Source organism: Arthrobacter sp. NPDC058192 (genome assembly GCF_042883665.1).
Classification (GTDB): Bacteria; Actinomycetota; Actinomycetes; order Actinomycetales; family Micrococcaceae; genus Arthrobacter.
This window is the reverse complement of record NZ_JBHVVJ010000003.1, coordinates 93,294-118,526: the sequence shown is the minus strand read 5'-3', so window position 1 is coordinate 118,526 and position 25,233 is coordinate 93,294. Positions and strand designations below refer to the sequence as shown.

Genomic DNA, 25,233 nt, shown 5'->3' with positions numbered 1-25,233 from the left:
GACACTCGGACATCAGCCCTAGCGTCGGACGATTGACCTCAAGAGCCTCAATGCTACCGACAGTGAGGCCATGTCATCGGCTTCAAGCGCATTGACCTCGTCGAACATTGACTTCGCCCGGCCCAGCTGCTCCGCGTTCTGGCTCTCCCAGTCCGCCAGCCGTTCCTCGGCGGGGATGCCGGCCGGGGTGCTGGCCAGCACCGCCGTCGTCATGTCCGAGACGGTGGAGTAGAGGTCGTCGCGCAGGGCCGCCCGGGCCAGTGCCTGCCACCGGTCCTTCCGCGGCAGCTTGGTGATGCGTTCGAGGAGGGAGTCGACGTGGAAGCGGTCGAAGACCGCGTAGTACACGTGGGCAATCTCGGCCACCGGCTCCGGGCTGGCATGGACGATCTTGGCAATGTCCAGGAGCACGAAGCTTTCGAACAGCTCAGCCCAGCGGTGCGCCAGGTCTTCCGGCAGGTCCCAGCCGCGTGCCTTCTCCAGCCACGCGAGAACGCGGGCGCGGTCGTCGCCGCGGAGGTAGTCCAGCAGCCGGGCCCGCATGGGATCCAGGAGCGGCTTGAATTCGGCCACGACGTCGGCGATGGGACGGGACGCGCCGCCCTGGCCCAGGAGCCACCGGACCGCGCGGTCCAGGAGCCTCCGGATGTCCAGATGGACTGTGCACCAGTGTTCGGTCGGGAACGACGCCGGCAGCTCGTTGAGTTCCTTGACCATGATGTCCAGTTCGTACACCTCGCGGAGGGCCACGAACGCCTTAGCGAGGGCCGACTCCGTCGCTGACGTTTCCTCAATGGCGCGGAACGCGAACGTGATGCCGCCGAGGTTGATCATGTCGTTGGCCACGACGGTTGCGATGATTTCGCGGCGCAGCGGGTGGGTGTCCAGTTCGGCGTCGAACCTTTCCCGCAACTGCTCCGGGAAGTAGGCCCGCAGCGTGGAGCGGAACCACGGATCATCGGCGAGGTCGCTGTCGCGCAGCGCGGAAGCAAGTTCGATCTTGGCGTAGGCAGCCAGGACCGAAAGTTCCGGAGAGGTCAGCCCCTGGCCCTGCTCCAGCCGTTCCCGCAGCGCGAGAGTGGTGGGCAGCGCCTCCAGGTCGCGTTTGAGGTCTGCCGACTTCTCCAGCCAGTCCATGAGGCGTTCGTAGCTCGGGCTCCATTCGGCGACCCGCATCCGGTCGTTGAGGAGCAGGATGTTCTGGTCGATGTTGTCCTCGAGCACCAGCCGGCCGACCTCGTCTGTCATCGAAGCCAGGAACGGTGCCCGCTCGCCGCTGTCCAGTTTGCCGGCCGCGACCATCCGGTCCACAAAGATCTTGATGTTGACCTCGTGGTCGGAGCAGTCCACGCCGGCGGAGTTGTCGATCGCGTCGGTGTTAAGGATAACGCCCTGCAGCGCCGCTTCGATGCGTCCGCGCTGGGTCATACCCAGGTTTCCGCCTTCGCCGACCACCTTAACGCGCAGCTCGCGGCCGTCGACGCGGATGGGGTCGTTGGCCTTGTCCCCGACCTCGGCATTGGATTCAGTGCTCGCCTTGACGTAGGTGCCGATGCCACCGTTGTAGAGCAGATCCGCCGGGGCCAGCAGGATTGCCCGCAACAGTTCCGGCGGGCTGAGCTCCGTGGTGCCGTCCGGGAGTCCGAGCGCCGCCCGGACCTCGGCGGACACGGGGATGACCTTGGCCTGTCGGGCAAACACACCGCCGCCCTCGCTGATGAGCGCCCTGTTGTAGTCATCCCAGGAGGAACGGGGCAGTTCGAAGAGCCGCTGGCGCTCCGCGTAGGACGTTGCCGCGTCCGGAGTGGGGTCCAGGAAGATGTGCCGGTGGTCGAACGCAGCCAACAGGCGGATCTGCTTGGAGAGCAGCATGCCGTTGCCGAACACGTCGCCGGACATATCGCCAACTCCCACCACTGTGAAGGGCTCGGACTGGGTATCGAGGTCCAGTTCGCTGAAGTGGCGCTTGACCGATTCCCAGGCGCCGCGGGCGGTGATGCCCATGGCCTTGTGGTCGTACCCCACGGAGCCGCCGGAGGCGAAGGCGTCGCCGAGCCAGAAGCCGTATTCGGCGGCCAGCCCGTTGGCAATGTCGGAGAAGGAGGCCGTGCCCTTGTCGGCCGCGACCACGAGGTAGGAGTCGTCGTCGTCATGGCGGACGACGTCGGCCGGCGGCCTGACCGTCTGGCCCTCCGGCGTCACGATGAGGTTGTCCGTGATGTCCAGGAGCCCGCGGATGAACGTCTTGTAGCTCTCGACGCCTTCGGCCATCCAGGCGCTGCGGTCGCTCGCCGGGTCCGGGAGCTGCTTGGCGTAGAACCCGCCCTTCGCGCCGGTGGGGACGATGACGGCGTTCTTGACGGTCTGTGCCTTGACCAAGCCCAGGATTTCGGTGCGGAAGTCTTCGCGCCGGTCCGACCAGCGCAGTCCGCCGCGGGCCACCTTCCCGAAGCGCAGGTGCACGCCCTCCACGCGGGGCGAGTAGACCCAGATTTCGAACATCGGACGCGGGAACGGCAGCCCGTCGATGGCCGCAGGGCTCAGCTTAAAGCTGACGTGGGTCTTGTTCTGGAAGTAGTTGGTCCGTACCGTGGCCCGGATCAGGTTGGCGAACGTGCGCAGCACGCGGTCGGCGTCCAGGGTGGCGACGTTTTCAATGGCGGCGTCCAGTTCCGCGCCCACTTGCTCCTGCTTGAGCCGGCGTTCGGCATCGCTCAGCGCGGGATCGAATCGTGCGGCAAAGAGCCCGGTCAGCGCGCGGGCCACGTCCGGGTTTGCCAGCAGGGTGTCGGAGATGAACCCAAAGGAGTTGGTGTTGCCCATTTGCCGCATGTACTTGGCGTAGGCGCGCAGCACGACCACCTTGCGCCAGGGCATGCCCTCCCGCAGGACGAGGCGGTCGAAGCTGTCCGATTCCACGGCGCCGGTGACGGCAGCGCCGAAGGATTCGGCCAGCAGCTGCCCGGTGGCCTGGGGGTCCACGCCCGCCGGGTATTTCAGGCCGAGATCGTAGAGGAAGTAATCGCGGTGGTCCGCGGTTTCAATCTCGAACGGGCGTTCGTCCAGGACCTCAAGTCCGAGGTTGTGGAAATACGGCAGGATCTGGCTCAGGCTCTTCGGCTCCAGCATGTAAAGCTTGACGCGGGCGTCCTCTTCCAGGGTGGCTCCGGCGCCTTCGGGCAGGTACACGTGAACGCCGGGTTGTTCCCGAACCGCTTCGCCGGCGCGTTCGGCCGCAGCGCCGTACTTTTCGAAGCGGTCGATGTCCGTCAGCGCGTCTTCGATTTCGTAATCCACCCGGTAACCGACCGGGAACGCCTCGGCCCAGTTGGCTGCCAGTTCTTTGGCACCGCTTTCCCTGAGGCCGGTGCCACCGCCGTTGCCGCGGGCGCGCAGGACCTCGGATATGCCCTCGCCCCAGGAACGGGCGGCCCGGACCAGTCGCTTCTCCAGCTCGTCACTGTTGATGTTGCGGACGTCGGCATTCTTGGGCAGCCGGATTCTGAAGAAGAGGCGGGCGAGGGCGGATTCGGTCATCCGCGCCTCAAAGTCGATCGACACGGCGTTGAAGGTCTCGCGCAGTTCCTGCTCAATGCGCAACCGGACGTTCGTCGTGTAGCGGTCGCGCGGGAGGTAGACGAGGGCGGACATAAAGCGGCCGTAGATGTCTGGGCGGAGGAACAAACGCGTGCGACGTCTTTCTTGCAGCCGCTGGATTCCGTTGGCGATGGCGGCAAGGTCCGGAATTTCGACCTGAAAAAGCTCGTCGCGGGGGTAGGTTTCGAGGATGCCCAGCAGGTCCTTGCCCGAGTGCGAGTCCGGCGGGAAACCGGCAGCGTTGAGGATTGCGGCCACCTTCTCCCGGACTACGGGGATCTCCCGGACGGAGCCGGCATAGGCGGTGGTGGCGAAGAGGCCGATGAAACGGCGTTCACCGTTGACGTTTCCGGCGGCGTCGAAGCTCTTGACGCCGATGTAGTCCAGGTACGCCGAGCGGTGCACGGTGGAGCGCGAGTTCGCCTTCGTGATCACAAGGGCGCGCTTCTCGCGCGCCTTCCTCCTGCCGGCCTCGGTGAGGTGCTGGACCTGGCGGGTGTCAGCGCCGCCGCGCAACAGACCGAGTCCGCTCTCCTCACGCAGTTCCAGGACGTCCTCGCCGGATTCGTTCACGAGGTCGTATTCGCGGTAGCCGAGGAAGGTGAAGTTCCCGTCGTCGAGCCAGCGGAGCAGTTCCTGGGCCTGCCGCAACTCGGCAATCTGGGCACGGTTGGCCATCCGGTCCAGGTCGGCGGCGATTTCCAGCGCCTTGGTGCGCATCTTCGGCCAGTCTTCGACGGCGGCGCGGACATCGCCGAGCACCCGGGTGATTCCCTCGATCAGTTCCGCGCGCCTCGCCTCGCCGACCGGGTCGATTTCGACGGCGATCCACGACTCCATGTGGGAGGCGTTGTCGCCCTGGGCGATCAGGTGGGACAGGTTCGGCATGGCTGCGGTGTCGCCGCTGGAGATGCCCAGGTGGGAGGGAACGCGCTCGACCTTGACCAACTGGCCGCTCTCGCGGTTGCGGGAGACCACGAAAAGCGGGTGCAGGACCAAGTGGATGGGTGCTTTCTGGCGGACCAGTTCGGCGTTCACGGAGTCCACGAGGAAAGGCATGTCATCGGTGACGATGAACAGGACGCTGCAGTCGGCCTCGTTCCGAAGTTCGATGTTCGCGGTCCCCGGCCGGCGCTTCGCCGCGATCCGGCGGTGGGCGTCCGCCCTTTCCGTCAGGACTTCCTCGGTATACGCCCCGCGATCCTCCTCCGCAAGGTGTTCGTAGTAATCCCCTAAGTAGCTTGCGCCACTGCTACCGATCGAGACGGGCTGATCCTCCACGCTGGACCCAGACGACATCGAAACGCCTCCATAAAAGAAGTTCACGGCCGCCTCTTTGCGGCTCTTACGACGACCCTAGCCCTTTGACAGGCGCCGTGCTGTGGATGAGAAGACAATAGATTTCGTATTTCGCTGGGCAGGTGCACAAACCAGGGTGGCGATGGCCCGGCGCAGCTCCGATTCGGGAGCGGATTCGAGCAGAAGGGTGCCCGACAGCAGGGCGGCATCACTCGCCGCGGGGTCGGAGGGCAGGAAGGCCGAGAGGGTCGCCGCGGGGCCGTACCGCTCCCACGCGGCACGGAGCTGGCGCTCAGGCGACCGGCCCACGGCGGCGGCCCGGACTTTATTCAGAACCACGCGGGGCGCCGCGTGCGGAACGGCTGCCTGCAGCTCGGCCAGACCCCGGACCAGCCGCGGCACTCCGATGGAGTCGGCGGTCCCCACCGCAAAGACGGTGTCGGCCAGTTCCAGGCTCTTCAGGGTCGCCGCGTTCCTGCGCGGCGCGCCGGTGTCAAAGCTGAGCTCCTCATCGGCCTCCAAACAAAAGCCGGTGTCAACCACGGTGACGTCCGCGACCTCCCGGGCCCGCTCGAGCACCAGCGTCAGCGCCGCAGCGCGCAATTCCGTCCAGCGGTCGGCCCGCGTAATCCCGGTGAGCACGCGAAATGTCCCTGCCTTGGTCGCCACGGGGGTGGCGATCCGGAGCAGGGCGTCGGCGTCGAGCAGACCCTGGTCTGCCAGCCGGCAAGCCTGGGCCAGCCCCGCGGCCTCGTCGAGTAGCCCCAGCAGTGCGGCCACGCTGGCACCATAGCTGTCGGCGTCGACCAGCAGCACCGATTGTCCTTCCGCGGCCAGCTCACCTGCTATGTTGGCAGCCACCAGGGTCCGGCCCGGCGCCCCCGCTGGCCCCCAGACCGCAATGAGCCGGCCCTTCCCGGTCGGTCCCCGGGCGGCGCTGGCGTGCCCTCCGGACGCCCGCTGGGCGTGTCCGGGGTCCGCCGCGTGTCCGGGGCCGGAGCCCCCGGCGGAACCGCCCACGTGGACGCCGCGTGGAGAGCCTTCTGCCGCAGGCCCTGCACGGCCGGCGGGGCCGCTGAGCCGTGCCACCGCAGCAGAAATTCGTGCCGCGAGGGCCGCGGCCTCAACACCGTGGGCTTCTGCTGCCACGCCGATGGTCTGCAGGCGGCTGGTTTCCTCGGGGTTGTCGGTCAGCGCGATGACGACGACGCCGACAGCGGACAGGCGGTCCACCAGTGAGGCCGTCAGGTCCTCGCTGCCTGCCGCGACGACGGCGGCGCGGGCGAGGCCGCTCTGGCAGGCCGCCAGCAATTCGGCCAGCTCACTGCACCGCCGGACAACGGAGACTGGCCCGTGGAGTCGTTCCAGGCCGCCCACCAGGTCATCGCGCGAGTCCCCTACTGTCACCACCGGAATGCTCATCGGGCGGTACCGCCGGGGTTCCAGACGACCGCGATCTTTGCCTTGTTCGCCTGCGCGCCCAGCAGTTTCGGCATTTGGGCATCAGGGACAAGGATCATGACCACCGTGGAACGGGAGGCCCCCAAGGCTGTGCTTCCGGCGGTGACCTGGGCAATTTCGGCTCCGGACAGGAGCAGGGTGGGTTCGCTGAAACCGTTGCGGTTGTCCGGCAGGGCCACCCAGACATCCACGCGGGAGCCCGCCACGGCCTGCGCGGGGAGGCTTTCCTCGACCGTGACGGCGACGGGCTTGCGGTTGAGGACATCGAGCCGCCCCACGCTTTCTCGCGGCAACAACTGGTCCTTGCCTATCCGTTGCACTGCCACGAGTCCGGTAGCCAGGCCGGACTCCGGGGTCAGGTAGCCCTGTTCAACCTCGCCTAGCCGAACCTTGACCCGATGCAGCTTGTCGGCGGTCAGTGTCTCGCCGACGGCGATCGGCTCCCGTGCGGCATATGCTTCCGTGGTCTGGTCCGCGGCACCAACCAGGGAGACCACTCCGGCCATGGACGCAAGGACCAGCAGGATTCCGACGAGGAGCCTGGGGTCTTTCCAGGAAGGCTTCTTCAATCGGGCTCCCCCGGCTGCCGCGCTTCCACTCATGCGTCCGCTCCCCCTGTCGTCGCCGTCCGTTCCCGGATGCCGGCCACCCTTATTGTTACGCCCCGGCGGTCCGGGCGGAAGATGCAGAACCAAACAAGGGCAAACTGTGGATAAGGGCGCCAGTTGGGTCCAACGGTGGCAAAATGGGCGTATGCCCCGATTCCTGACGCTCGCAGACGTCGCCGAACAGCTCCAGATCAATTCCCCGGCCGCCTATGCACTTGTCCGCAGCGGAGAGCTGAAGGCCATCCAGGTCGGCGGGCGCGGCCAGTGGCGCGTTGAGGAAACGATGCTGGAGCAGTACATCCAGGAGCGCTACGCCGAGGCCAGCCGCATGATCGAAGAGGCCAAGTCGAAGTCCGCGGGGCGCTCAGCCTAAGCGGCGGGCTGCCGGGCCGGGGCCTAATTGCCCGCGGGGCTGGCAGACCTGATGGCGGCGAGGGCCGCAAAGGGAATGGTCACCACCTGGCGGACGCCTGCCGGGCGCCTGTCTTCTCCCACCTGCATCACGGCAAGATCCAGGAAATCTCGACCCACGGTGTCGATGACGCCGTACTGCTCCGCCTCTGCCCGCCCGCGGGCAACAAGAATTGTCACCGGTGTCCGGCTGCCGGCGAGTCCCCGGAGGGCGCTGCCCAGGCCCAGCCGATGGCGCACCCTTGACGGTTCTACGGCCAGCCGGGAAAGACCCGCAAACTGCGCGGCTGCGGCGTAGGGAATGAGCACCTGATGCATCGGCTCATCGAGAACCAGTGCTTCGCTGCCCGCGTGGCTCAGCGCCCCCTCGAAAGCGGTCCCGGACGACACGTGCACCCTGATGCTCCGCCCCAAGGATCCCCGGAGCCGGCTGGCTAACTCCACCGCGGCCGCGTCCGCCAGCGCCCGCTCCGCCACTTCCGCCTCAAGATCCAGCCGCTGGCGCGCCGCCAGCTGCGCCTCCATGTCCTCAAACAGTGCATCCCACCGCATGGCGCCAGCGTAAGCGCGCCACCCGCACCGGTCAATCCACAAACGTCAGTCTGCATAGCCAGTCCAAAGCCGTCATCCACAGGCATCTTGCTGCCTCTGTACAAACCGAGCCTTCCGAATCAAACTGGGTTAAACAGCATCAAAGATCCCTAAACGGCATCAAAAGTAGTAGAAATAGTAGATAAGGAGAGGGCGAATGGACGGGAGGGCAATGCGAGCACCCCAGCCCCGACGGCAGGCACTCCGGGCCGACGCGGCGATGGCCGCCGTGATCCTGGTTCTAGGAGTCTTCCTCGCCGTTACGGGAGGCTTCCTCATCCAGCGCTGGCACACGGCCTCCGCCCGCCAACAGTCAATGTCCTTTGAGGACCAGCTGGGGATCGCGGCCAATACCGCCGGACTGATCGTCATCGTGTGGTGGGTCATGTCCTTCGCCATTGCCATGACGGCAGCCCTCCTCGACCGTTCCGGCAGGACCCGGGCGGCGGCCGCCACGGGGCGGTTCAGTCCAGCGTTCATGCGCCGGCTGGTTCTCGCCGCCGTCGGACTCCAGTTAGCGGCCGCACCGATCGCCAACGCCTCCGTCCCGCACGACGTACCGGGCCCTGGCGGCACTGTCCCGGCGGCGGTGTCGGCCTGGACGCCCGCCCGGATCGCGTTACCCCTCCAGTACGCGCCGTCACCGCCGCCAAAGCCCGGGGGGCACGCCGCAAGTTCTGCGGTTGATCCGCGGTGGAAGCCAGTACGCCCGGTGGTGGAGGCCGGCCCCCTAACCGCACGGCATGTCCGGGAGCAGGACACCGCGGACACCGGACGAGAAGTCACTGTACGGTCCGGTGATTCGCTGTGGAGTATCGCGGCGGCATCGCTGGGGCCGTTCGCGACGGACGCCGACATTGCCAGGGAGTGGCCCCGGCTGTATGCGGGCAACCGGGACGTCATCGGCGCAAATCCGCACTTCCTGCGGCCGGGACAGGTCCTGATCCTGCCGCCGGGAACCTAAACACACCGCCACACCGCACACTGAACACCGCAAACCCCAGCCCCAGCCCCAGCCCCAGCCGAATAGTCATCCGGCATCCGCCACCAAACCAAGGAACTGTCATGAATGCAGCCACCGGGATCGGCACCTCGGCGATCCCAGCCCCTTCCGCCCCCGCCCTCCGGGTTGTCTCCGGCACGGCACCGGCCGGGCATCGCCCCGCGGAGGACCGCCCGGCCCTGCGCGCGGTTGACGAGGCCCGTGAAATTTGCGCGATTTCCCGGGCCACCGTGCAGGCGGCCATCGAGGTGCTGGCCGGCACGCGGCCCGCACAGCAGCTCTCACGTCGCCTGGACCCACGGTGCCTGGCGGCCCTGCAGCACCGGGCCGCGCTCACCCGGCGGGTTGCCTCTGGCGCCTCCCCCACGGCTGGCCGGCTGCACCGCAACCCCTCGGTCCGGTCCGTCCGGGCATGCCGGGTCTCCGACGGCGTCTACGAGGCCAGCGCGGTGGTGGCCGAGGAGTCGCGGGTCCGGGCGGTCGCCTTGAGGCTCGAGCGCGGCAGCGCGGCTTGGCGTGTCACGGTCCTGGAAATCGGCTGAAGTCGGCCGGGGCCGGATGCGCGCCGGAGAAAAGCCGGATCTGCGAGGGAAAGGAGGCGCAACGGCAGGAGGACCGGAACAGATGTTCCGGTCCTCCTGCCGTTGGCGGTAGTTCCTAGCGCCGCTTCTTCTTCGCGGTGCGGCGGCCGATGTCCTGCGCCGCTGCCTTGGCCGGGTTCCCTGAGCGCCCGGAGCCCTTGGCTTCGATCCGAGTCTGGGCAGCGCCGTCCTCGCCTGGGGCGGTGTACTGCAGCTGGGCGGGCTTCTCCGGGGCCTCGAGGCCGGCGGCACGGATCTGCGGCTCGTGGTGTTCCGTATGCTCGCCAGCGGTGTCCGCCACCACTACGTCCTCGGCGGGGGTCACCTCGACGTCGAGGTTGAAGAGGAATCCGACGCTCTCCTCACGGATTGCTTCCATCATGGCCTGGAACATGATGAAGCCTTCGCGCTGGTACTCCACCAGGGGATCGCGCTGGGCCATGGCGCGCAGCCCGATGCCCTCCTTGAGGTAATCCATCTCGTACAGGTGTTCCTGCCACTTCCGCCCGATGACGGACAGCACCACCCGGCGCTCAAGTTCGCGCATGCTTTCGGCGCCGATCGCCTGCTCCCTCGCCTGGTAGACCAGCCGGGCGTCCGAAAGGATCTCTTCCCTCAGGAAGTCGACCGTGACGCGCGACTTGCCGCCGGCCTCGTCGATGACGTCGCGCGGCGTGAAGCTGACCGGGTACAGCGTCTTGAGGTTGGACCACAGGAGGTTGAAGTCCCAGTCGTCGCCGGTGCCCTCGGCCGTGGCCTCGTCGATGAAGGCGTTAATGGTGTCTTCCAGGAAGTACTGGACCTTCTCGTGGAGGTCATCGCCCTCCAGGATGCGGCGCCGGTCACCGTAAATGGCTTCACGCTGGCGGTTCAGGACGTCGTCGTACTTCAGCACGTTCTTGCGCTGTTCGGCATTGCGGCTTTCCACCTGGCCCTGGGCCGAGGCGATGGCACGCGAGACGAGCTTGGACTCGAGCGCGACGTCGTCCGGCACCGAGCTGTTCATGAGCCGCTCGGCCGCGCCGGAGTTGAACAGGCGCATCAGGTCATCGGTCAGCGAAAGGTAGAAGCGGGACTCGCCGGGGTCGCCCTGGCGTCCGGAACGGCCGCGGAGCTGGTTGTCGATGCGGCGCGACTCGTGCCGCTCCGTGCCGAGCACATAGAGCCCGCCCAGGTTGAGGACTTCCTCGTGCTCGTCCTTGACGGCCTGCTTGGCAGACTCAAACGCTTCGGGCCATGCGGCCTCGTACTCCTCGGAGTTTTCCTCCGGGTCAAGGCCCCGCTTGGCCAGTTCCGCCACGGCAGTGAACTCGGCGTTGCCGCCAAGCATGATGTCGGTGCCGCGGCCGGCCATGTTCGTCGCGACGGTGACGGCGCCCTTGCGGCCGGCCTGGGCCACGATGGAGGCTTCACGGGCATGGTTCTTGGCGTTCAGGACCTCGTGCCGGACGCCTTCCTTGGCCAGCAGCCGCGAGAGGTATTCGCTCTTCTCGACGCTGGTGGTGCCGACGAGGACGGGCTGGCCCAGCTCGTGGCGTTCGGTGATGTCCTTGACGACGGCGTCGAATTTGACGGTCTCGTTCTTGTAGACCAGGTCGGCCTGGTCCATCCGCTGCATGTCGCGGTTCGTGGGGATCGCGACGACGCCGAGCTTGTAGGTGCTCATGAACTCGGCGGCCTCCGTCTCGGCCGTGCCGGTCATGCCCGACAGCTTGTCGTACATGCGGAAGTAGTTCTGCAGCGTGACGGTGGCGAGTGTCTGGTTCTCGGCCTTGATCTCGACGCCTTCTTTGGCTTCGATCGCCTGGTGCATGCCCTCGTTGTAACGGCGGCCGGCGAGGATACGGCCGGTGTGCTCATCAACGATGAGGACCTCGCCGTCGAGGATGACGTAGTCCTTGTCCCGCTTGAACAGTTCCTTGGCCTTGATGGCGTTGTTCAGGAACCCGATCAGGGGCGTGTTGGCGGACTCGTACAGGTTGTGGATGCCGAGGTAGTCCTCGACTTTTTCGATACCGGCCTCGAGGACGCCGACGGTGCGCTTTTTCTCATCGACCTCGTAGTCGGTCTCGGGCTGAAGGCGCGTGACGACCTTGGCGAATTCGCTGTACCAGCGGTTGGTGTCCCCCTGCGCCGGGCCGGAGATGATGAGCGGGGTGCGGGCCTCGTCGATGAGGATCGAGTCGACTTCGTCGACGACAGCGAAGTGGTGGCCGCGCTGGACAAGTTCCGAGCTGTCCCACGCCATGTTGTCGCGCAGGTAGTCGAACCCGAATTCGTTGTTCGTGCCGTACGTGATGTCCGCAGCGTACTGCTCGCGGCGCAGCGCAGGGTCCTGGTTGGACAGGATGCAGCCGCTGGTCAGGCCGAGGAAGCGGTAGACGCGGCCCATGAGGTCCGACTGGTACTCGGCAAGGTAGTCGTTGACGGTCACCACGTGCACGCCCTTGCCGGCGAGGGCGTTGAGGTAGGCCGGAGCAGTGGCCACCAGGGTCTTGCCTTCACCGGTCTTCATTTCGGCGATGTTGCCCAGGTGCAGGGCGGCGCCGCCCATGAGCTGGACGTCGAAGTGGCGCATGCCGAGGGTACGGGACGAGGCCTCGCGGACAGCCGCGAACGCCTCGGGCAGCAGGTCATCCAGTTTTTCGCCGTCCCGGTGGCGTTCGCGCAGGCGGTCGGTCTCTTCACGGAGCTCAGCGTCCGAGAAGGTCTGGAAGGAGCTCTCCAGGGCGTTAATGGAATCGGCATAGTTCCGCAGTTGCCGCAGGGTTTTTTTATCACCCGTGCGGAGAAGTTTTTCGATAAGTGATGCCACGTGAAGTTGCTCCCAGTCTCAAGCTGCCGAATTCTGGCGTGTTTAGTCTACGGGAGAGACACAAGGCCGGTGGCGCCTGTTCCCTCATAGCGGATACTGCGGTCTACCGGGCAGCCACTGCGTCGGCGAGCGCCGGCGCGAGGTCCCCCGCCGGGGAAACAACCACCTCGTCCAGTCCCAGCCACTCTGCCATGAGCCGCAGTTCCGCGGCGAGTTCGACGGCGGTGTCTTGCGGTGCGCGGGCTTCGGCGTGCGCGGTCCGCACCAGGAGCCGGCCCCCGGCCCGGTCGGCCTTGAGGTCGACCCGCGCGACGATTGCATCCCGCAGCAGGAACGGCAGGACGTAGTAGCCATACTGCCGCTTCGGTTCAGGGGTGTAGATCTCGATCCGGTAGCGGAACCCGAACAGCTCCTCGAGCCGCCGCCGTTCGAACACCAGGGAGTCGAAGGGGCTCAGGAGGGCACGTCCTGTGGCGGCGCGCGGAATTTTTGCCTCGGCGTGGCGGTACAGGGGGCGGTCCCAGCCGGCCACGGTGACCGGCTGCAGCCGGCCGGCGTCCACGAGGTTCCTCACCGCCGCTGCTGCAGCCTTCTGCGGGGTCCGGAAGTAGTCCGCGAAACACCGCAGGGTGCCGATGCCGTGGGCCCGTGCGGCGGCGTCGATCAGCCGGTCCATCGCGGCAGCGGCGTCCTGTTCAGGAGCCGGCGCTCCTGCGCCCGTCGCGGGGAGCACCTTGGCGGTAAGGGTATAGCGCCGCTCGAAGGATTCGGTCCGAGAGGATGCGGAGACCAGACCTTCCTCGAACAGATCCTCCAGGACCCTTTTGACGGCGTTCCAGTTCCAGCCCCAGTTGTCACGCTGCCGGTCTTCGACGTGACCAAGCCGGGCTGTCAGTTCGGCGGCCGTCATCGGTTTGCCTGCCGCCAGGGTTTCCAGCACCCTGGCCGCTACGCCGCTGCGGAGTTCAGGGTCCATACTGTGCGCGCCCACCCATTTGCGGTTCTGCCACTGCACGAGGTCGTAAAAGTGGTCCGGCCGGATGAAGCAGGCCTCGTGCGCCCAGTACTCCATCATCCGGCGCGGGTGGGTCCCCGCCATCCGTTGCAGGATCGTGCGGTCGTAGTTGCCCAGCCTGGAGAAAAACGGCAGGAAGTGGCTGCGGGACACAACATTGACGGAGTCAATCTGGACCAGGTGCAGCCGGGTAAAGGTACGGCCCACCGCCCGTGCTGTCACGGGCCCGGCGGGCCGTACCTTGTCCAATCCCTGGGCTGCCAATGCGATGCGCCGTGCCTGTGCCAGGCTCAGCGATGCGTGCACGTCAGTCCCTTCGTCGGATGTCCTGCCCCAGCTTATGCGCTGGCGGGCTCATCCTCTGACCGGTAGGCGAGGATTTTCTCTTCCACAGTCGAATGTCCGGGCTCACACGTCTGGTCGAGGGAGATGACCCCGTAGGTCCAGCCGTCCCGGCGGTACACGACCGACGGCGCCTTGGTCTCCTTGTCGACGAAAAGGTAAAAGTCGTGGCCCACAAGTTCCATGTTGTCGACGGCGTCATCCAGCGTGAGCTGGGAGGCGGGGAACACCTTCCGGCGGATCAGCACGGGCGAATCGCCGGCCGGAATGTCATTCTCGACGTCGTAGGGCGATTTCTCTGCCGCCGCAACCGCTGCCTCCTGCTGGTGCGCCGCCTCGACGAAGAGCGGTTCGCTGGGGCTTGCCGGCTCCAGGGTTGCCGTCGCCTCGGTGACGGATTTCGGGGTGTGCCTACCGTGGTGGACCTTCCTCCGGTCCCTGGCCCTGCGGAGGCGCTCAAGAAGCTTGTTGTAAGCGAGATCGAACGCAGCGAACTTGTCGGCGGCACTCGCTTCTGCGCGGATTACTGGGCCGCGTCCCAGGACTGTCAACTCAACCGTGAGCGATTCGGCGGTCTGGCGGGCTTTGGTCTCCTTGGTGACCTTTGCGTCTACCCGTTGGACCTTGTCTCCCAACGAGGCGATCTTCGAGATCTTGTCGTCGGCGTATTCACGGAACCGGTCTGAGACCGTCAAGTTGCGTCCGCTGATCATGAACTCCATGGTGCCCTCCAAATGACTTCGGTGACACGACGGCGGCAAGTCCGGGGCACGATCTGCATGACAGTCGAGCCCCTTTCCGAGCCGCTATCGACAGGTACATCTGTTCTTGGTACCCATCTTCGACGTTAGTTCATAGCCACCTGTTATTCATCCTTTTCCGGTTTATATTTTTTCCTTCCGGCCGTCCGCGGCCAGCGCGGGGACGCGGGCGGCCGGGTCGGCGCTGACCGGCGGGCGTGTCGCGGCGACCACCACGGCGCCCCCGATGACGGCACCTGCCGCCCGCAGGGCACGGGATGCCTCGGCGAGTGTTGCACCGGTGGTCAGGACGTCGTCGACGATGATGCAGGTGCGTCCTTGGATCCTCGCTGGCCACGGCCCGGCCCGGACCCGCATGGATCCGCGCACGCGCCGGGCGCGGGCGCCCCGGCCCAGTCCCTTCTGCCCTCCGGTTCCCCTGCCGGGCAGGTTGCGGACCCCGGCCCGGACTGCCCGTGCATGGCCCTCCCGCCAACGGGTTTTTCGCAATGCGTCCGCGAGCGTGAACTCCTCAATGTCGTGCCCTCGAATGAGCCGGCGGAGCAGGAGATGGACGGGACTGAAGCCGCGCTTGCGGAAGGCGGCGGCGCTGGTGGGCACCGGGACGAGGATCAGTCCCGGAGCCGGCCCGGCGGCGGCGTGGAGTGCGCGCGCCAGGCTGCCTGCCAGCTCGCCGGCAAGCCGGGGCTGGCCGTGGCGCTTGAATGACAGCAGGGATTGCGCCAGTTCGGCCCGGTACGTCCCGGCGGCCACCACGGGAAGAAGGACGGAGCCGTCCATGTCCATCAGGGCCGGCGCCTGGGCCTCGGCCCGGAATGGCCGCAGGGTCAGCGCGCGCACCTGCCGCGAACACGCTCCGCACAGTGCAGAGTCCTCCGCGCCGCAGCACACGCAATCCACGGGCAGTGCGAGGGCCAGCAGCTCGGCCGCTGCTGCCGCCGTCAGGTCGGACAACCGCGCCAGCGGCCGCGCGTACACGCCGCGGTGCCTCGCCGCCGTCAAGGGGGCCGGGCAAAGGTCCGGATCCGCCGCTTGACGCCCGGCGTCCTGGGGGCGGGTGCTACTGCTCATCCTCCGATGGTGGGCCGGGGCGGCGCCCCGCGGTAGCTCCGGGGACGGGTATGTGGACAACGCCCCGGCCGGCGACGGTCAGCCGGGGAAAGCCGGGTCGACGGGGCCCTTGAGCTGGGGCGACCAGCCGTTGCCCAGCCGCTGGAAGATGCCTTCGGCGGATTGGCCGTAGATTTCCGCAGTTCCGTTGCCTGCGCTGAGCCCGGTCAGCCCGGGCCACGGCGCCAGCTGCTGCGGCTGGGCGGAGGTCAGCGACAATAGCTCGGGAGTCACGGCGCCGCTGGCGGAGGCCTTCATGACCGCCACCGTGGTGTCGTCCACCCAGACCCCCTGGTCCGGATTCCGGGGGGTCAGGAGCGTCAGGGGCTCGGTGAGGTCCCGCGGGGTGCCGTCCACGGTCCGGATGACCCCTGTGATCTGGACCAGGCTCTTGCCGTTCTGTTCGGAAATGACCAGCGCCCGCGTGCCGTCCCGGGACATCCGGAAGTCCTTGACGGTCCGGCCCGCCAGCCACCGCGGCGACAGGGTGACGGCGGGTACCCGGGCCTTCGGGGCCACGCCCACCGGCCGGTAGGCAACCACCTCGGTGGCTCCGGACCCGCCGGGCCCTGCGGTCCAGACCCAGTCGTACCGGCCGAACGAGGGCGGGGACAGAATGGTCCGCGTGGTCAGGGCCCGGGCGGGCTGCCCCGGAACGATCGAGTACAACGTGGAACGGGCCGCGTTGAGGAAGGCGACGGCCTGCGACTCGCTCGATTCCGCCGGCGCCCGCGGCGACAGGGCCGCGACGGACTGGATGTCCGGCACGGGAGACAGGCGGTTGTTCTCGTATCGGACCAGGTCATTGTTGCTGACGGCGATCTGGTGGGCGGGGACGTTTTCATCGCGGATGGGAGGCAGGACGGTGCCGTTGTCCTCGACGCGGAGCAGGTCCTGGTTGGCCCGGAGCTCGACGTTGATGACATCAGGCTGGCTGCGGAATGTCAGGGCCAGCTGGGTCTGCATCCGCAGCCGGTCCTCGTTGGAGGCGTCGACCAGGTCCTTGGCTGTGAGATCCACCTGGGCGGCGCCCGAGACGACGGGAACGGACTCCCGTGCCAGCTTGATGCCGGAAGGGAAGGCACTCACGACGGCGCCCTTGAGGTAGGGTGCGGGTCCGCCGAGGAGGGCACTGGTCATGGCTTTGACGGTTTTCTTGCGGATGAACCACCGGACGTCGGGCACGGCGTAGGTGAAGGTGGGGTCGTAGAAGTAGATCGGGTAGGCGCCATAGATGACCTTGAAGGTCTCTTCCGGGATAGCGGTGCCGTCGGGGAGGTCGGAGATTCTCCATTCGCCGTCCACCTGGGTCACCGTGACCGGCACGTTCTCGGTGGTGCCCTCGGGAAGTTGCGTGGCCACGCCGTCGGCGTCCACCGAGTAGGCGACGTCCAGCTGGTAATTGAAGACGTTCTCGACGCCGGTGGCCACCACCGTGGCCTTCCGGAAGACGAGCGCCCGCTGGTCCGGCTTCCACGTCACGGACGACGCCTGGGTGAGGTACTGGCGGGCTACCGCGTAGTCGTCTTCGTAGCCGCTCCCGGCCAGGTAGAAGTCCTCGATAACAGCCTTGGGCCCGGCACCGGGACGCGGCGCGGCCGGGAAGAATACCGGCGCGTTGGGGTTTCCGGCGCTCTCGTCCGTACTTTTGCCCACCGGTCCGGAGCGCGGAATCTGGGCGCACGAGGTCAGCAGGAGAAGAACGACAGCAAGCAGCGCGGCCATCGCCCGGGTGAGTTTGCGTGAAGAGCCGCTCATGCCCCGTCCTCCGTCCCGGTGGCCCCGGGACCGGCCGGGCCGCGGCGCGGGACCGCCCCCGCGACGCCTGCCGCGCCGGCCGCTGAGGCTGCTCCCGCAGCCGCTGCCCCGGTCCGCGGCGGGTCGAGCAGCAGCACGGTCCGCTGGCTGCCGTTCTCCGGCAGGCCGACGTTGACCGGTTCCAGCTGCAGCGGAGACCGGGTGATCGGCTCGTCGCGGCGCAGCGGGAGGGTCAGCCGGAAGTTTGACCCCTCGCCCTTGCTCCCCCACGCCTGCAGCCAGCCGTTGTGGAGCTTCGTGTCTTCGGCGGCGATGGACAGTCCCAGCCCGCTGCCGCCGGTGGTGCGGGCCCGGGCGGGGTCGGCCCGCCAAAAGCGGTCGAAGACGCGGGCCGCTTCGGCCGGTGTCATGCCGATCCCGTGATCCCGTACGGCCACGGCAACGGCGGAGCCGTTGCCGGCAACAGAGATGTTCACTGGCCGGCCCTCGCCGTGCTCAAGCGCATTCAGGACCAGGTTGCGCAGGATCCGGTCGATCCTGCGGTCGTCCATCTCCACAATGATGCTGCCGGCCGGGGCGTTGAGGGTGAGGTCGGATCCGTACTCGGCGGCGACGGGCGCCACCCCCTCCATCACGTGGGAAACGAGCTGGACGATGTCCGCGGGTTCCGCGTCGAGAGTGGCGGCCCCGGCATCGAACCGTGAAATTTCCAGCAGGTCCGCCAGGAGCGACTGGAACCGCTCCACCTGGTTGTAGAGCAGCTCCGCGGACCGCCTGTTGATGGGGTCAAAGTCCTCGCGGGCATCGTAAAGGACTTCCGCGGCCATGCGCACCGTGGTGAGCGGGGTCCGGAGCTCGTGCGATACATCGGACACGAAGCGCTGCTGCATTTGCGAGAGCGTGGCCAGCTGCGTGATCTGTTCCTGAAGGCTCGCGGCCATGTGGTTGAAGGATGCGCCGAGTCTGGCAACCTCGTCCTCGCCCTTGACCACCATGCGCTCCTGCAGCTGGCCGGCGGCGAGCTTTTCGGAGACGACGGCGGCATGGCTGACCGGGCTGACCACGTTGCGGGTGACGTACCAGGCGACCCCGCCGATCATGAGGACCAGGAGGGCCCCGCCGGCCAGCAGGACGTTCTGGATCTCGTCGAGCGTCTTCTGCGCCGTGTTGAGGTCATAGATGAGGTAGAGCTCGTAGACGGTGCCGTTGAAGGTCACTTTGTTGCCGACCGCGATGCCGGGCCGGTCTTCGGTCCCTACCGGGAACTGCGTGGACGCCCAGTACTGGTCCTTGCCCGAGTCCTGCACGGCCTTGCGCAGGTCCGGCGGGATGACGCCGATGGTGAGCTGGTCCGAGGCCCGGGATTCAACCCAGCGGTTGCGCGGCTTGGTCTGCTCCGGCATCGCCTCGAAGACATAGCGCCGCTGGATCACGGACCCGCGGCCCTCGACGGCGTTCAGGGTGTCGTAGACCAGCGTGATGACGCTGGACTGGTCCGTTACTTGGGCACCGTCGAAGGTGTCCTGGACCTGCTTGACGTTGTAGCGCGTCTCGGATTCGGCCTGCGCGAGCCGTTCCTGGAACAGGTTGTTGGCGATCTGGTTGGACAGGTAGGCTCCCACGATGGCGAACGAACCGATGGCCAGCAGCAGTGTGGTCAGCACGGTCCGGAACTGCAGGGAACGCCGCCACTTCCGCTGCACCTCACGGAGCAGGTAACGGACGCCGGGCAGGAAACGCCCTGCCCCGGTCCGGACCAGCCGGGCAACCCGGACGGCGACGATCCTGGCGCGTTTGGCCCACAACCGGGTCCGGAAGACTAGCCCGCGTACGGGGCCCCGGCCGCCGGCAGGACCCGCGGCACGCGGTTCCGCCTCGGCCGGTTCCGCCTCGGAAGGCGCGGCTCGGCGCTGCGCGGATCCGTGCTGTTCCCCGGACACACCCGGCGGCGCGTCCGCAGCCGGGTGCGGCGTCCGGTCCTGCGGGACGCCGCGGTCCGCCGGTTCAGGAACCTGCTTTGTAACCGACACCACGGACCGTCAATACAACTTCAGGGGCTTCGGGGTCACGCTCAATCTTGGACCTCAGCCGCTGGACATGGACATTGACCAGCCTCGTGTCAGCGGCGTGCCGGTAGCCCCAGACCTGTTCGAGGAGCAGTTCACGCGTGAACACCTGCCAGGGCTTGCGGGCGAGGGCGACCAGGAGATCGAATTCGAGGGGGGTCAAGGAGATCCGGTCGTTGCCCCGGCTGACCAGGTGGCCGGCGACGTCGATCGTGACGTCGGCGATCCGCAGGGTTTCCGGAGCCTTCTGGTCACCGGGGCGCAGCCGCGCCCGGACCCGGGCCACGAGTTCTGCGGGCTTGAACGGCTTGGGCACATAGTCATCGGCCCCGGACTCGAGCCCGCGGACCACGTCCGAGGTGTCAGCTTTGGCGGTCAGCATCACAATCGGGACGTCAGACTCGGCACGGACCTGGCGGCAGACTTCGATGCCGTCCACTCCCGGCAGCATCAGGTCGAGCAGGACGAGGTCCGGCTTGGAGGAGCGGAACACGTCCAGCGCCTGTCCGCCGTCGGCGCAGAACACGGGTTCAAAGCCGTCATTGCGCAACACAATACCGATCATCTCGGCGAGCGCCTCGTCATCGTCTACTACCAGAATGCGTGCCTTCATAGTTATATATTCCCCCATTGAATTGGCTTTGTCGTATCGGGCCGCCCACCGGCATGGCGCAGAAGCACGGGCCAGGGCCGCCTGGACCGTGCTGGCCTGCGGGTACGTTGTGACATTTCCCGCGTCGTCCTGCATGCTGTGGACAGGCCTGTGAACCGGCCCGGACTGCAGGAGGACCCGTGAACACCCCCATCTACGAGCGCACCCTGGGCAGTGACTTTGCCCGGCTGCAGCCGGAACTTCAAGAATACTTCTCGTTGCCACCCGGTTCGGGCCACTACGGCGTTGGCGAGGGGGTGTTCGACGTCGTCGGTTGCCGCCAAAGGTGGCTGCGGCCGCTGCTGCGGCTCACCACCGGTGAGCAGGCCTTCTTCCCGGACTACGGCGAGGGGGTGCGCTTCCGGATCGAGAACCACGCCCACCTGGACCCGTTCGGCAGGTCGAGCCTGACGGCCCGGCGGGAAATCTTTTTCCCCGACACCACCCGGCTGTTCCACGACACCACCAGCTTTGACGACTCCAGGGGCAGGCCGGGGCTTGTGGACTACGTCGGCCGGTACCGCCGGATCGTGACCGATCTCAACCTCAGCGTCACGCCGGAGGGCCGGCTGCGGGGGGTGTCGGAGGCGTCCCGGCTGTTCCTGGGGCCGCTGCGGATTCCGTTGCCGGCGGCCCTCGACGCCAAGGCTTATGCCGAACAGTGGTGGGAGCCGCAGGGCGGCGGCCGGCACCGGATCCAGGTCAAGGTGATCCAGCCCCAGCTCGGCCTGGTCCTGGTGTACGCCGGCCGGTTCGATTATCGGCTGGAGCCTTACCCCGGGGGCGTGGCGACGCCCGGGTACCTGCCCGGATATGCCGGCCCGGACGGCTGGGAGGGCAGGGTCTGAGCCCTGCTCCCGCCGGCCTGCTAGCCGAGGGCGAGCTGATTCAGCCCGTCTGCCACCTGGGTCAGCCGGGTGAGGACGTTCCTTGCCGCAGCGGGTGAGTGGCTTGCCAGCCCCTCCGACGGGGTGACCCTGAGCGCCCCCAGCGTGGAGGCGGGCAGGCCCAGCTGCCGCCAGGGCCGCCACACGTTTTCGACGACGTCGCGGACTTTCGGCAGCGCCGCCGCGGGGTCGGCGACGTCCAGCGCTCCGGCCCAGAGCCGTTTGCCTGCCTCCACCGCGCTGGCGAGCTGTTCCCATTGGCGGGTGGTCAGTGCCCGGAGCGGCACGGCGATGCCGTCCGCGCCTGCCGCCACGATCCGCTCGAACGGCGCTTCGACCTCCGGAACGGCCACGACGGTCTCGACGGAGCCCGCCGCGCGGAGCGCGTCGATCACCAGTTGCCAGGACTCGGTGGCTTCCCGGCCCGGCACGGATCGCAACGTCCGGTAGCCGCTGGCCGTGGGGATGGTGCCGGCCAGGACGGCGGCGATCTCCGGCTCGTCGATCTGCACGATGATCCGGGCGCCCGGGGCGGCGGCGGCCACCCGTTTGAGGTACCCTTCCACGCCCGCCGCGAGCGAGGCGGCAATGTCCCGGCGGGCGCCGTAGTCGATCAGGGCCCGTTCTCCGTTGTGCAGGTGGAGGCCTGCGGCGAGGCTGAGCGGCCCGCGCAGCTGGAGCTTGATGTCTTCCGAGGGCGCGTCCTCAGCGCCGATCACGTCCGCGAGAATGTTGATGTCGCTGGACAAGGCTGATTTTGCCCGCTGCAGGTCTTTCCCGGGACGGTCCACGAACCGCCAGCCATGCGGCTGGACGTCGACGGCGAGCTCCACGAGCAGGGACGCGGTCCGGCCCAAGGCATCGGAGCCGACCCCGCGGTCCGGCAGCTCGGCAAGGAAGGGCAGGTGCGGAGTGCCCAGTTCTCCACGGATCGTGCGTGCGGCCTCGACCGGGTCCTCCCCCGGCCATGCGCCCAGGCCGGTCGCGGTGACCTGGCCGGGCGCGTTCGATGCTGGACCGGCCATGCTTAGGCGTCTGCGGCGCGGGCGGCGCCGGCCGGGCCGGACGCCTGCGCGGCTTGATGGTCCTCGGCGATGGCCTCGTGGTGGCGGATGACTTCGCCGATGATGAAGTTCAGGAACTTCTCCGCGAAGGCCGGATCCAGGTGAGCCTCAGCGGCAAGGCGACGCAGCCGGGCGATCTGCGCGGTTTCACGGCCCGGGTCGCCGGCGGGAAGCTGGTGCGCGGCTTTGAGGAAACCAACCTTCTGGGTGGCCTTGAAGCGCTCGGCAAGGAGGAAGACGAGGGTGGCATCGATGTTGTCGATGCTGGAGCGGATCGACAACAGCTCCGCCATCACTGCGGGATCCACGGAACCGGCCAGTGAACTTGCCGCCGGGTCGTAGGAATCGGCATCAGGAAGATTGAGGTTCTGCTCGGTCATTGACCCAGTCTAGGGCCACGGCGGCTAATGCTTTCTGCTGTTAAGCGTGCGCAAAAGCCGGACATGCCCACCGTTCGAAGCGAACGGTGGGCATGTCCGGCTTTGCAGTGTTCCCGGCGGTCAGCTGTGCAGCACTGCCCGGAAGGCCTCGCGCCGTCTGGCCTGTTCGTCGGGGTCAGGAACGGGCAGCGAGGCGATGAGCTTGCGCGTGTAGTCGTGCTGCGGGCTGCCCATCACCTGGTTGCCGAGGCCCTGCTCCACCATCTTGCCCTTATAGAGCACGCCAACCCAGTGGGAGAGCATGTCCACCACGGCGAGGTCATGGCTGATGAACAGGGCCGCGAAGCCGAACTCCTGCTGGATCTCCTTGAACAGTTCCAGCACCACCGCCTGCACGGACACGTCCAGCGCCGACGTCGGCTCATCGGCGATGAGCAGCTTCGGGTTGAGGATCAGCGCCCGCGCCAGTGAGGCGCGTTGCCGCTGTCCGCCGGAGAGTTCGTGCGGGAACCGGTCAGCGTAGGACGCCGGCAGCTGCACTGACTCGAGCAGCTCGCCGACCCGTTTGCGCGCCTCGGCCGGGCTCGGGCTGGCGTGGATGATCAACGGTTCCGCCACGCAGTCGCCGATGGTCAGCTGCGGGTTGAACGAGGCCGCCGGGTCCTGGAACACGAAGCCGATCTCCTTGCGGAGCGGTTTGAAGGTGCGCTCCTTGTAGTTCAGCATTTCGTAGCCGAGTACCTTGAGGCTGCCGCCCGTGGTCCGGTTGAGGCCGGCGATCGCCCGGCCGATGGTGGTCTTGCCGGACCCCGACTCCCCCACCAGTCCGAAGACTTCGCCCTCGGACACCGTGAAGCTGACGCCGTCAACGGCTTTGAATGCCGGGCTGCCCAGCCGGCCCGGGTACTCAATGGTCAGGCCCCTGGCTTCGACCAGCACTTTGCCGCCCTGGTGGGCGCGCTCCAGCATGCCGGCGGATGCCGAGTTGCGGCCCAGGTGCGGGACCGCGGCAAGGAGCTTCTTGGTGTAGTCCTCCTTGGGCTGGGCGAACAGCGCCCGTGCCGGGGCCTCCTCCACGACGTCGCCCTGGTACATGACCACCACGCGGTCGGCGAGGTCGGCAACGACGCCCATATTGTGCGTGATCAGCACGATGGAGGTCCCATAGTTGTCGCGCAGGTCCCGCAGCAGTTCCAGGATCTCGGCCTGGACGGTGACGTCCAGGGCGGTGGTCGGTTCGTCGGCGACGATGAGGCCAGGGTTCAGGGCCAGCGCGGCGGCAATGACGACGCGCTGCTTCTGGCCGCCGGAGAACTGGTGCGGATAGTAGTTGACCCGCGTTTCCGCATCCGGGATGCCCACCTTGCGGAGGGCTTCGATTGCGCGCGCCTTGGCTTCCTTGGCCGAGACCTTGCTGCCGCCGGTGCCGGCGTGCGCGCGGATGCCCTCGGCAATCTGCCAGCCCACGGTGTAGACCGGGTTCAGAGCCGTGGACGGTTCCTGGAAGACCATGGCCACATCGCGGCCCCGGATCTCGCGCAGCTTGGCTTCGCTGACACTGATGACGTTGTTGCCGTTAATCAGGACGGCGCCCTGGCTGGTGGCCGTCTCCGGCAGGAGTCCCAGGATGGTCTTGGCCGTCACTGTCTTGCCGGATCCCGATTCGCCAACGATGGCGACGACCTCGCCGGGGTTGACCTCGAGGCTGACGTCCTTGACGGCGTAAACATCCCCGGCATCGGTGGCGAAGGTGACCTTGAGGCGGTCGATGTCCAGGACCGGGCCTGCGCCCGCGCCGGGCCTGTCGATATTGGTGGTCATAGCACTCTCGCTTCTGCTTCAAGGGCGGCCTGGGCGCCGGCGGTGGAGTCCGGTCCGCCCTTGCCTGCGACGGCCTTCTTGCGGCCCCGCAGGCGGGGATCGTTGAGGTCGTTGATGCTCTCGCCGACGAGGGTCAGGCCGAGCACGGTCAGGACGATCGCCATACCGGGGTAGACACCGGTCCACCAGATGCCCGAGGAGGCGTCGGCGATGGCCTTGTTAAGGTCGTAGCCCCACTCGGCCGCGGAGGACGGTTCGATGCCGAACCCCAGGAAGCCGAGACCGGCCAGCGTCAGGATCGCTTCGGAGGCATTCAGCGTGAAAATCAGCGGCAGCGTGCGGGTTGCGTTCTTGAAGATGTGGCGGCCCATGATGCGGGCGCTTGAGGCCCCGACCACCTTGGCTGATTCGACGTAAGGCTCCGCCTTCAGCCGGATGGTCTCGGCGCGGATCACCCGGAAATACTGCGGGACGAACACCACGGAGATCGAGATGGAACAGGCAACGATGCCGCCCCAGAAACTGGACTGGCCGTGGCTGATCACGATTGACATCACGATGGCCAGCAGGAGTGACGGGAAGGCGTAGATCGCGTCGGCGATCACCACCAGGGCCCGGTCCAGCCAGCCGCCGAAGTAGCCGCTGAGCAGGCCGAGGGCCACGCCGAGGAAGATCGACATGGCCACGGCGACGACGATCACGACGAACGCTGTCTGGGCGCCCCAGATCACGCGGGAAAAGACGTCGTAGCCGCCCACGGTCGTGCCCCAGATATGGGCGGGGCTGGGGGGCTGCTGTGCCGGGAAAGGACCGGCGGCGTCGCTGAGCTGGGCAAAGCCGTAGGGGGCGATGACCGGCGCCAGCGCCGCCGTCAGCAGGAAGACGAGCGTCAGCACCAGGCCCGTGACGAGCATTCCGCGCTGCAGCCCCACGCTCGTCCGGAAGTGCGAGATCACCGGCAGCCGGTAGACGAGGGGCTGCTTGCGCCCGCTTACTGTGGTTTTATTCATG

Annotated in this window: 19 protein-coding genes; 4 read left to right on the top strand and 15 right to left on the bottom strand. The window is 67.4% G+C overall.

From position 1 onward, the window contains the following. Positions 1 to 18: 18 nt before the first annotated feature. From ACFVVK_RS04175 to ACFVVK_RS04165, 3 genes are read right to left on the bottom strand one after another with little or no spacing between them, the layout of a single operon-like run. The gene (locus tag ACFVVK_RS04175) at positions 19 to 4,896 is read right to left on the bottom strand and encodes an NAD-glutamate dehydrogenase (protein WP_390264368.1); all 4,878 of its coding nucleotides are present in this window, start codon (positions 4,894 to 4,896) and stop codon (positions 19 to 21) included. 57 nt (positions 4,897 to 4,953) lie between these two features. Further along, positions 4,954 to 6,318, bottom strand: a complete 1,365-nt coding sequence (locus tag ACFVVK_RS04170) for a CpaE family protein (RefSeq protein ID WP_390263838.1) — start codon at positions 6,316 to 6,318, stop codon at positions 4,954 to 4,956. Next, entirely contained in the window at positions 6,315 to 6,959 is a 645-nt protein-coding gene (locus ACFVVK_RS04165) for a hypothetical protein (protein ID WP_390263835.1), read from the bottom strand. The genes ACFVVK_RS04170 and ACFVVK_RS04165 overlap by 4 nt, the downstream gene beginning before the upstream one ends. Positions 6,960 to 7,110: 151 nt before the next feature. On the opposite strand from ACFVVK_RS04165, the gene ACFVVK_RS04160 reads away from it, so the two are divergent. Continuing rightward, entirely contained in the window at positions 7,111 to 7,338 is a 228-nt protein-coding gene (locus ACFVVK_RS04160; RefSeq protein ID WP_390263832.1) for a helix-turn-helix domain-containing protein, read from the top strand. Positions 7,339 to 7,361: 23 nt separating this feature from the next. On the opposite strand, the gene ACFVVK_RS04155 is transcribed toward ACFVVK_RS04160, so the two are convergent. Then, positions 7,362 to 7,928: a hypothetical protein gene (locus tag ACFVVK_RS04155; protein ID WP_390263829.1), complete on the bottom strand. Its 567-nt coding sequence runs from the start codon at positions 7,926 to 7,928 to the stop codon at positions 7,362 to 7,364. Positions 7,929 to 8,124: 196 nt separating this feature from the next. Here ACFVVK_RS04155 and ACFVVK_RS04150 point away from each other — a divergent pair, with 196 nt between their 5' ends. Further along, positions 8,125 to 8,931, top strand: a complete 807-nt coding sequence (locus tag ACFVVK_RS04150; protein WP_390263826.1) for a LysM peptidoglycan-binding domain-containing protein — start codon at positions 8,125 to 8,127, stop codon at positions 8,929 to 8,931. A gap of 101 nt (positions 8,932 to 9,032) precedes the next feature. Continuing rightward, positions 9,033 to 9,512 carry an Rv3235 family protein gene (locus ACFVVK_RS04145; RefSeq protein WP_390263823.1) on the top strand — a complete coding sequence of 160 codons (480 nt, stop codon included), beginning with the start codon at positions 9,033 to 9,035 and terminating at the stop codon, positions 9,510 to 9,512. Positions 9,513 to 9,627: 115 nt separating this feature from the next. Here the strand turns inward: ACFVVK_RS04145 and secA are convergent, their stop codons facing one another. The 7 genes from secA to mtrA all read right to left on the bottom strand — a co-directional run bounded on the left by secA (position 9,628) and on the right by mtrA (position 20,031). Next, a complete protein-coding gene (gene secA, locus ACFVVK_RS04140) occupies positions 9,628 to 12,366 on the bottom strand; it encodes a preprotein translocase subunit SecA (protein ID WP_390263820.1) in 2,739 nt (912 codons plus the stop codon). Positions 12,367 to 12,469: 103 nt separating this feature from the next. Then, complete coding sequence (locus tag ACFVVK_RS04135) at positions 12,470 to 13,687, bottom strand: winged helix-turn-helix domain-containing protein (protein WP_390263817.1); 1,218 nt, start codon at positions 13,685 to 13,687, stop codon at positions 12,470 to 12,472. A 32-nt stretch (positions 13,688 to 13,719) separates the two neighbouring features. Then, positions 13,720 to 14,445 (bottom strand): ribosome hibernation-promoting factor, HPF/YfiA family, encoded by a 726-nt coding sequence (gene hpf / locus ACFVVK_RS04130; protein ID WP_390263814.1) that lies wholly within the window; start codon positions 14,443 to 14,445, stop codon positions 13,720 to 13,722. 162 nt (positions 14,446 to 14,607) lie between these two features. Then, positions 14,608 to 15,555 (bottom strand): ComF family protein, encoded by a 948-nt coding sequence (locus ACFVVK_RS04125; RefSeq protein WP_390263812.1) that lies wholly within the window; start codon positions 15,553 to 15,555, stop codon positions 14,608 to 14,610. Between the two features lie 78 nt (positions 15,556 to 15,633). Beyond that, entirely contained in the window at positions 15,634 to 17,352 is a 1,719-nt protein-coding gene (locus ACFVVK_RS04120) for an LpqB family beta-propeller domain-containing protein (RefSeq protein WP_390263809.1), read from the bottom strand. Further along, positions 17,349 to 19,157, bottom strand: coding sequence for an MtrAB system histidine kinase MtrB (mtrB, locus tag ACFVVK_RS04115; RefSeq protein WP_390264365.1), 1,809 nt, complete (start codon positions 19,155 to 19,157; stop codon positions 17,349 to 17,351). Before mtrB ends, ACFVVK_RS04120 begins: the two co-directional genes overlap by 4 nt. A gap of 199 nt (positions 19,158 to 19,356) precedes the next feature. Then, on the bottom strand, positions 19,357 to 20,031 hold the full coding sequence (gene mtrA, locus ACFVVK_RS04110) for an MtrAB system response regulator MtrA (RefSeq protein ID WP_390263807.1): 675 nt from the start codon (positions 20,029 to 20,031) through the stop codon (positions 19,357 to 19,359). A 179-nt stretch (positions 20,032 to 20,210) separates the two neighbouring features. On the opposite strand from mtrA, the gene ACFVVK_RS04105 reads away from it, so the two are divergent. After that, positions 20,211 to 20,918: a DUF4166 domain-containing protein gene (locus tag ACFVVK_RS04105; RefSeq protein WP_390263803.1), complete on the top strand. Its 708-nt coding sequence runs from the start codon at positions 20,211 to 20,213 to the stop codon at positions 20,916 to 20,918. Between the two features lie 20 nt (positions 20,919 to 20,938). Here ACFVVK_RS04105 and ACFVVK_RS04100 read toward each other — a convergent pair whose 3' ends face one another. The 4 genes from ACFVVK_RS04100 to ACFVVK_RS04085 form a co-directional block, all read right to left on the bottom strand. Then, positions 20,939 to 21,982, bottom strand: coding sequence for a hypothetical protein (locus tag ACFVVK_RS04100; RefSeq protein ID WP_390263800.1), 1,044 nt, complete (start codon positions 21,980 to 21,982; stop codon positions 20,939 to 20,941). 2 nt (positions 21,983 to 21,984) lie between these two features. Next, positions 21,985 to 22,401 carry a chorismate mutase gene (locus tag ACFVVK_RS04095; RefSeq protein ID WP_390263797.1) on the bottom strand — a complete coding sequence of 139 codons (417 nt, stop codon included), beginning with the start codon at positions 22,399 to 22,401 and terminating at the stop codon, positions 21,985 to 21,987. A 120-nt stretch (positions 22,402 to 22,521) separates the two neighbouring features. Then, the gene (locus ACFVVK_RS04090; RefSeq protein ID WP_390263794.1) at positions 22,522 to 24,222 is read right to left on the bottom strand and encodes an ABC transporter ATP-binding protein; all 1,701 of its coding nucleotides are present in this window, start codon (positions 24,220 to 24,222) and stop codon (positions 22,522 to 22,524) included. Further along, positions 24,219 to 25,232 (bottom strand): ABC transporter permease, encoded by a 1,014-nt coding sequence (locus tag ACFVVK_RS04085; protein ID WP_390263791.1) that lies wholly within the window; start codon positions 25,230 to 25,232, stop codon positions 24,219 to 24,221. The genes ACFVVK_RS04090 and ACFVVK_RS04085 overlap by 4 nt, the downstream gene beginning before the upstream one ends. Position 25,233 lies beyond the last annotated feature (1 nt).